A 337-nucleotide genomic window follows, 5' to 3' on the forward strand; every position below is an offset into this window, starting at 1 on the left:
TATACGGTGGTGGGTGTTATTGGTGTCGATGCCAACAACCTCAGTGAAGTGAATGGTCAGGTGGACGGCCAATCGTTGACCACGGTAGCTGCGATTCAGACGCTAACTGACAGCGTCAACGTGATTCAAAGCTACGCGGCTGATAATACCCAAACGGCGCCAAGCGTGATCGATTATGCTGTGGCAGGCGTTACTGGTGTTGATGCCAATAATTTAGCGGAAATTAATGCACAAGTTGACAACCAGTCACTAACAAATGTTGCTTCGATACAAACACTTATCGATAGCCTAACAGTGATCCAAAACTACGCGGTAGATAATACCCAAACCGCGCCAA

1 protein-coding gene is annotated in these 337 nt (G+C 47.5%); it reads left to right on the forward strand.

Annotated features, from left to right (window positions below; all coding sequences use genetic code 11):
* Nucleotides 1-337 (forward strand): hypothetical protein (locus F8B77_RS17775; RefSeq protein ID WP_167512882.1); only part of this gene is annotated, 337 nt, incomplete at both ends.

The sequence above is a fragment of the Aliivibrio finisterrensis genome (assembly GCF_008933155.1).
Taxonomy (GTDB): Bacteria; Pseudomonadota; Gammaproteobacteria; order Enterobacterales; family Vibrionaceae; genus Aliivibrio; species Aliivibrio finisterrensis.